This window comes from Micromonospora solifontis (assembly GCF_003725545.1).
Taxonomy (GTDB): domain Bacteria; phylum Actinomycetota; class Actinomycetes; order Mycobacteriales; family Micromonosporaceae; genus Micromonospora; species Micromonospora solifontis.
On the sequence record NZ_RJLN01000151.1, the window covers coordinates 1 to 6,776 of the forward strand.

General features: G+C 70.2%; 8 protein-coding genes. 4 read left to right on the forward strand and 4 right to left on the reverse strand.

Going from position 1 to position 6,776, the window contains the following annotated elements; all coding sequences use genetic code 11:
• A partial coding sequence (locus tag EFE23_RS28340; RefSeq protein WP_500786061.1) for a site-specific integrase occupies window positions 1-367 on the forward strand: 367 nt, incomplete at its 5' end.
• A 152-nt stretch (window positions 368-519) separates the two neighbouring features.
• Window positions 520-933: a peptidase inhibitor family I36 protein gene (locus EFE23_RS27120; protein ID WP_123243717.1), complete on the forward strand. Its 414-nt coding sequence runs from the start codon at window positions 520-522 to the stop codon at window positions 931-933.
• A gap of 209 nt (window positions 934-1,142) precedes the next feature.
• Here the strand turns inward: EFE23_RS27120 and EFE23_RS27125 are convergent, their stop codons facing one another.
• A complete protein-coding gene (locus EFE23_RS27125) occupies window positions 1,143-2,276 on the reverse strand; it encodes an IS701 family transposase (protein ID WP_123243721.1) in 1,134 nt (377 codons plus the stop codon).
• 264 nt (window positions 2,277-2,540) lie between these two features.
• On the opposite strand from EFE23_RS27125, the gene EFE23_RS27130 reads away from it, so the two are divergent.
• Window positions 2,541-3,692 (forward strand): hypothetical protein, encoded by a 1,152-nt coding sequence (locus tag EFE23_RS27130; RefSeq protein WP_148058553.1) that lies wholly within the window; start codon window positions 2,541-2,543, stop codon window positions 3,690-3,692.
• Window positions 3,693-3,798: 106 nt separating this feature from the next.
• On the opposite strand, the gene EFE23_RS27135 is transcribed toward EFE23_RS27130, so the two are convergent.
• The 3 genes from EFE23_RS27135 to EFE23_RS27145 all read right to left on the reverse strand — a co-directional run bounded on the left by EFE23_RS27135 (window position 3,799) and on the right by EFE23_RS27145 (window position 6,178).
• Window positions 3,799-4,011: a hypothetical protein gene (locus tag EFE23_RS27135; RefSeq protein WP_148058554.1), complete on the reverse strand. Its 213-nt coding sequence runs from the start codon at window positions 4,009-4,011 to the stop codon at window positions 3,799-3,801.
• 337 nt (window positions 4,012-4,348) lie between these two features.
• Complete coding sequence (locus tag EFE23_RS27140; RefSeq protein WP_123243720.1) at window positions 4,349-5,188, reverse strand: DUF2637 domain-containing protein; 840 nt, start codon at window positions 5,186-5,188, stop codon at window positions 4,349-4,351.
• Window positions 5,189-5,347: 159 nt separating this feature from the next.
• Window positions 5,348-6,178 (reverse strand): ATP-binding protein, encoded by an 831-nt coding sequence (locus tag EFE23_RS27145; RefSeq protein WP_233601167.1) that lies wholly within the window; start codon window positions 6,176-6,178, stop codon window positions 5,348-5,350.
• A gap of 391 nt (window positions 6,179-6,569) precedes the next feature.
• On the opposite strand from EFE23_RS27145, the gene EFE23_RS29205 reads away from it, so the two are divergent.
• Window positions 6,570-6,776: hypothetical protein (locus EFE23_RS29205; RefSeq protein WP_204348517.1), on the forward strand; the 207-nt coding region annotated here is incomplete at its 3' end.

Genomic DNA, 6,776 nt, shown 5'->3' on the forward strand with positions numbered 1-6,776 from the left:
TCAGCGACAACCCGGTCCCGGGCGGGAACTGCTCGCCCGGGACCGCCCGCAGACCCTCGTCTCGACCGAGGCGCGGTCCACCGAGTGGGAGGCCACCGGCGTCCGGCCGACCGAGGCGGCATGGGCCGCGGCGCAGATGGCCGCGCTCCTGGGGTACGTCCGCGACGACAGCCTGTACCCGCTGTGGTGGCTGATCGCGCTACGCGGCCTGCGGTGGGCCGACGTCGACCTGCACGACGGCCTGCTGTGCGTGGTGCGTCAGCGAATCACCGCCGACTACGACGTCATCGAACGACCACCCAAGTCGACGGCCGGCCGTCGCGTTCAAGCCGCGTCCTTCGGACTTCCATGGAAGTTGCAAGATTAGTGCCCACCGATCCTTGCCCCTCACAGTCATCGATGGTTATCGTCTGACTACGGGGTGTGATCCTAAGCGGGGGAGCGTTCTTGGGGATCACCAGTGTGGTGTGTTGCCTGCTTGGCCGTCATGCCCCTCGGCCCATCGTCGAAGGGACAGACATGACCAGGACCAGGATGCTGTTCGCCGCGCTCGCGGTCGCCGCCACGACCTCGCTCACGCTGGCTGTGCCAGGAGCCGCCCAGGCCGACGGAAACTCTGCGCTGGCTCGATGTGGCTCGGGGCGGTTCTGCAACTGGACCGGCACAAACTTCTCCGGATCCCTGATTCAGAACACCGCTCCCACGGGCACGTCCGTTTGGTGCGTCAACATGCCGACCGGAACGCGGTCGATGAGCAACGGCACTAGCCTGACCCTGAGCGCTAACCAGAACCGCTGCGAGAACCCAGGCGGATCGGCGGCGGCGGTCAGCCCGGGGCAGGACCGGGGGTCCTTCTCCTTCGTGGTCAACTCGGTGTCTTACTGCGGGGTGTGTCGTCAGAACCACACCGCCACCACCCCGACGACAGACTGAGTGATCGTCTGACCGGCCGGAGCGGTTAGTACTGCAACGGCGGGTCGTGACTTATGGCGGTTCGAGTCGTTTGCGGTAGTGGGCGGCTCGGGCTTGTTCCTGGCGTCGGCGGCGGAAGTTGGACCAGTGCAGGATGTGGCTGGCTCGGTGGCGGATGGTCAGGACGAGGTGGGCGAACAGGCGGCGGATCTCGTTGCTGCTCAGCGGGATCAGGCTGCGCTCGCTTGCGGTGGTGCCCCCTTTGTGGCTTCGGCGGCGCGGGTGACGACGAGGAACGCGGCGGCGGCCATGGCCAGGGTGATGTGGGCGTACCAGGCGTCGTAGCGGCGGACCTGGTACTGGTCCAGGCCGACCTCGTTCTTCGCGGTCTGGAACGATTCCTCCACCGACCAGCGGCTGCCGGCGACCCGCACGAGTTCACGCAGTCGTGTGCCGCGTGGGCCGAAGCAGACGTAGTAGGCGATGTCGTCAGGGTCGCTGATCGAGCGTCGGGCGAGGACCCAGCCGCGGCGGCCGTGGGCGAAGGCGCGGCGGATCGGTACCCGGGCCCAGTCGTAGCGGCGTGGCCCGTGCGCGCCGTCACCACACGAGAGGCGCTGCCACGCGCCGGGACGCACCCTGCCGATCAGCTCGTCGACGCGGGTGGTGGTGCGCAGCCCGGAGGGCACCTCGTCGTCGCGGCGGGTGGCCATCACATACGCGATGTCCTGATCCTCCAACCAGCCTCGCAGGCCGGGGTTCTGCCCATAGGCCTCGTCCGCCGTGAACCACGAAAACGGCACCCCCGCTGCGATCGCCCGTTCCAGCATGGCCTGCGCCTGCTGCGGCTTGGTGGCGAACTCGACCTCGTCCGGAATCGCCGCCTGCCGGCACCGGTCCCGATCGCCGGTCCACGACTTCGGCAGGTACAACTCCCGATCGATCAACGCCCGACCCCGCGTGGTGGCGTAACACAGGAACGTGCCGATCTGGCAGTTCTCGGTCTTGCCCGCCGTGCCCGAATACTGCCTCTGGACTCCCGCCGAGGCACGGCCCTTCTTGATAAACCCGGTCTCGTCGACGACGAGCACCCCGGCCGCATCGCCGATCTGTTCCACGACGTAGTCGCGCACGTCATCGCGGACCGCGTCCCGGTCCCACGCCGGGCTGCACAGCATGCCCTGCAACCCATCCGGCGACACATGCCCCGCCTGCTCCGCAAGGGTCCAGCCGTTACGCCGCTCCAACGGCGCCAGCAACCCCCGCACATACGCCCACGCCCGCCGACGCGGCTCCACCCGTTCAAACCGATGCGCGAACCGGAAGAACAACTCCTCCAACCCGGCATCCCACGACCCGACCAACTGCGCATCCACCACAACCAGCCAACGAGCGATCAGCAGCCGAAGCCACGACCCGCCGTTGCAGTATTAGCCGATCGTGGTCTTACGCCGGCCCCTGACTTCAGCGGCCGGCGTAAGGCCCGACCCGGTGAGCGAAGGAGTCCGTTGCGTATCTGTCTGCCGCCCACTCAACGCCTCATGGACGCGATGTCAGGGCATCCGTACTCTTTGGGGCATGCAGGGGAGGCTGCTCGGCAAGACACAGCGCGCGGTAGGAGCTGACGGATGAACGCCTCCTGGTCCACCGTCACTGGAGCGGCGCGCCTGTTCGTGAGGCGGGCGCGTTGGCGGTTCGCTCTTCCTAATCGCCGTCCCGTCGCGGTGGCGGCAGTAGTGCTCGTCGCGGTACTGCTGGGGGCCTTCGGTGCGGCAGCCGGCTCGTGGCTGGGCAACCGGGGCCTGACCGAACTTCCCGACACGGCAGGGCTGTCCGAGCTCACCCGACGGGCTACTGGCGTCGACGAGGCTCCGGTCGTTTCGCGTCAGACGTCACCTCACGCGGCGCCGGTGGTCGCTGCCGACATCAGGATCGACACCGGTTGGGATGCCGCTCAGGCGCGGCAGCGCTACGCCGCAGCGGGCTGGTCAGTCTCACCGGTGGTTGTTATCGATGACCAGGCGAGCGTGCTTTACCCAGGCGACAAGACCATCACCTACCTCCCCAGTCGATACTCCCACTTCACCGCCGAGTCGCAAGGGCTGGTCCTCGAGGTCAGCGGCAGTTTCGTTGCCGACGACGGCATCGTGAGGCTATCTGGCTGGGCCGCCAACTCGCCGGCCGTACCCGCCCTTGCCCTCACCGGCGCAGCCCTCGGGCTGATCACCGGATGGCTGCTCGCTGCGACAATGGCGCGCAGGATTCGCCCAGCGGATCCCGCGCACCGAGCAACAGTGAAGGCGCTAACCGCCACCGCCCTGCTTGTTCTGGCAGCACCTGCCGCCGCTCTGTACCTCAACCTCGGGCGCGTGCTGCGCCCACACGCCAATACCAGCGGCCCAATCGCCACGGTACACAGCGCCCTCACGCCCGGCTCCTACTGGCCTACGGCGCCCACGTGGCTGCTGCCCGTCCTCTGCGTCGCTGGCAGCCTGGTCGCCATCATCGCACTGGCCCTCGCCGCCACAGCGCAGCCGGCGCACGCCAGCGCAGTCCGCAGCGCGGCCGGAGGGGACTGGGAGGTGGCAACGAGCACGGTCGAAGCATCGATCGCCGCGGCTCGGGTCAACCGCGACGCGGCGCAGCAGTTGCTGTTCCTGCTTACGTACCCGGACTGGGCACCCACCTCGGTGGACCGGATACGTCACCGGTTGATCAACGCAGGTGTGCCCGCCGCCTTCCTGACGACCCCTGACCAGTCCAGTTCAGAAGGGTCCTAACCGAACCGCCTCGGCGCTGGGAGAGACCTCTTTGCTTGAGGTCGGGTGGTGCGCTGGCATGCGGACAGCAGCGTTGATCACTCCATGACTGTGCGCTGAAGTGTGATCAGAAGAGTTGGCAGGACCATGAAGCTTGGATCGTGCGGGTCGCCTGGCAGCCGGGTTGGGGTACTGGATCTTCGCGGCGCACGCGGAACGACCGGAACATCGCTCGGACCCGCTTGAGGATCATGAAGATCGTCAGCAGCAGATGCACGCCGGCAAACACGACCAGGAGCGTCGACATCCGTCCGAGCGGCTCGTTGGTGTCGGTGAACATGACGACGCCGCTGAGTAGTCCGGTCAGGACGATCCCGACCGTTGTCGCCCCACTCGTTGGCATGCAGGTACGTCACCACGCCGAGGCCATTGATGCGGATGCTGACTCCGGGCCGCCGGCCATCCTCCAGCCCCGACGGGCAGCCGAAGGCGGGGGCTTGCTCCTGTCCTGACTGCACGAAGCCGTAGGCGGATCTTCTTCCGGAGCCTCCGATTGCTCGTCAGCAACCCTGTCCGTCTGTCCTCGTAACCGCGCCAGGAGCAGGCCACTGCGGCAGATGTCCATACCGCTTGCCCTGGCCGAGCAACCGTCGCCACCTACGCCGCCTCCGGTGTTGCTACAGCTTTGTTCGTCTCTGTCCGGGGATCCTCGTAGCCCCTGCGAGGCGACCGGCGTCCTGCTCCGCGCGGAGAATCCTTAGCAGCAGCGATGCGCGTTCGTTCGACACGCCATACCCGTCGTCGCGCATCGCATCGGCCAACCTGTCGCGCGACAGCGACCGGCCCGAGTTCGCCAGTGCCGCGCGCGCGGCCCGCGCGGCCGGGAGCAAGTGCGCCACGCTGCGCGCACCCACCAGTGCGGGTTCGATGGCCGGGCCGCTCAGCGCCGGAGTGAGCCCGGCGGCCCGGCCCGACACGCCGGTCGCGGACGGGCCGGGAGGACCGGTCCGCCCGTCCGGTGTCAGCCCGGACGACGGTCCGCTGTCCGGGCCGGTCTGCCGGACCGTCCCGGGGACGAGCGGACGATCAGCGGACGGCCGCTGATCGTCCTGGACCGTCCGCTGATCGCCCTCGCGGTGGTCGATCATGCCGAACAGCAACTTGACCGAGACGAGCATCGACAGCGCCGGCCAGCCGGCCAACGCCTTGCCGAGGGGATCGTGACCACCAACGGCGACGTTCGCGGCGAGGCTGGCCACGGTGCCGACCACGAGCGCCACCCAGGGAATCCACCCGGTCGAGCGACCCGCGCGACGCTGCACCACGAGGTACAGGCTGGCAACGACCTCCAGTCCGTCCACGCTGACCGGGAAGGCGTACGCCTTCCAGCCCGTCTGACCGTGCTTGACGGCCAGTTCGGTCATGTGCGAAAACGACACTGCCCCCGCGGTGATCGCCAGCCCCGCAACGGTCAGCCAGGTCAGCGCACGCAACACCCAGTCGGTCCAGCTTCTCATCGATACACCCCCTCGACGGGGAAAACGGGCGAGAGCCCGACCAGCGCCACCGAACCGGCGGCAGGAACCGCGCACGCGGCAGCGGCTCGGCTCGGCCGGTAGCCGCCAACGGCGGTCCCAACCTGGCCTGCCGGGTCAATAGGTCCCGAAAAATATGTGTCATATTCCGGGATAGGGCTTGCCGGTGCCCGGCGGCCCGTACAGCAGGATGCCCTGCGGCCGGCGCGCCCCCCAGCGGGCCATCACCTGCGGGTGCCGGAAGGAGACCGCGACCTCGCGGAACCGGGCGACCACGTCGGCCAGGCCGCCGACCTGGTCGAGGGTCACCGCCGCGCTGCGGGCCGGCGCCGCGGTGGCCACGCTCCGGCCCACCGTGTACGACCGGCCGCGCAGCACCGCCGGCTCCGGGGCGTCGGCGGCCAACTCGCGTACGGTCTGGAGCACCACGGCGACCATGGCGTGCAGGTGCGCCGGGGTCACCTCGGCGCTGGGCACGGCCGCGCGGACGGTCAGCGCGCCACCGTCCTGGCTGACCTTCGGGCGCAGCCCCAGCTCCTCGGCGGTGCGCAGCACGTCCTGCCCGGCCCGGTCGCGGGGCGGTTCGGCGAGCGCGGTGTCGGCGGGGCGCAGCCCGAGCCGGCGGCCGGCCTCGGCCGCCATCCGGCCGACCCCGGCGGCCAGCCCGTCGCCGGTACGCGCGGCGAGCCGCTGGGCGAGCAGCAGCCCGACCGGCCCGGCCAGGCCGAGGGCGAGCAGTCCGACGGTCGAGCCGGGACCGTCGACCCGCAGGTACGCCTCGAAGCGGTGCACGCCGTCGTCGGCGCGGACGGTGCTGCGCACCTCGCGGACCGGGGTGGGGAAGTCGGTACCGGCCAGCAGCTCGACCGGGCCGGCCTCGGCGGCGGTGAGCAGCGCGGCGGCGTCGACGACGGTGACCCGGGCCCCGAGCAGCGTGATCGTCTCCTGGTCCGGCCTGACCTCGTACCCCATGCGTCCACGTCCCTCGCTGCGGCGGTCCCCGCTGCCGAGTCTGACACCGGGTCACCGCCACTGCCACCGCATCGCGCCGCCGGCCAGGACCGGGCGCTTGTTCCCGCCGGGGCCGTCGACGGTCGCGGCGCGCTCCCGCGAGGGCCTCCCGCCGGTCATCACCGCACCGGTCTGGTCGAACCGGCACCGGACCGGTCGGGACGGCCGGCACAGCCAGCGTGGCGTCCCGCATCGCCCTGGACCGTCGCCGGGCAGGAAGGCGGGCATATGCCGCACCGGCTGCCGGAAGCGGACCGGCGTTCCGGAGGAAATTGTGGCCGGGGTCAACCGAGGAGCGCTCTGTTGTTAGGTTCTTCCTGGCGTTTCGGTGGGTCGGGGGAAGGGCGCGCGCATGCCGCAGGCGAGGTGGCCGGCCGACGGCGAGGGCCGGGACCGGCCGATGGCCGACGGCATCGACCGGCGGGAACCGTCCGCGTCGCCCCGGCCGTCCGGCGCCGTCTACGGCCGTCGGGTGGACGGCCCGCCGGATCCGGGCCGGGACGACCGGGCGAGCGCCGGCGGTGTGTACGGCCGCCCGGCGGTACCGCCGGCACCCGGG

Coding starts and splice junctions, on each gene's coding strand:
- EFE23_RS27120 (WP_123243717.1), top strand. CDS start 520: ATGACCAGGACCAGGATGCTGTTCGCCGCGCTCGCGGTCGCCGCCACG.
- EFE23_RS27135 (WP_148058554.1), bottom strand. CDS start 4,011: ATGTTCACCGACACCAACGAGCCGCTCGGACGGATGTCGACGCTCCTG.
- EFE23_RS27140 (WP_123243720.1), bottom strand. CDS start 5,188: ATGAGAAGCTGGACCGACTGGGTGTTGCGTGCGCTGACCTGGCTGACC.
- EFE23_RS27130 (WP_148058553.1), top strand. CDS start 2,541: ATGAACGCCTCCTGGTCCACCGTCACTGGAGCGGCGCGCCTGTTCGTG.
- EFE23_RS27145 (WP_233601167.1), bottom strand. CDS start 6,178: ATGGGGTACGAGGTCAGGCCGGACCAGGAGACGATCACGCTGCTCGGG.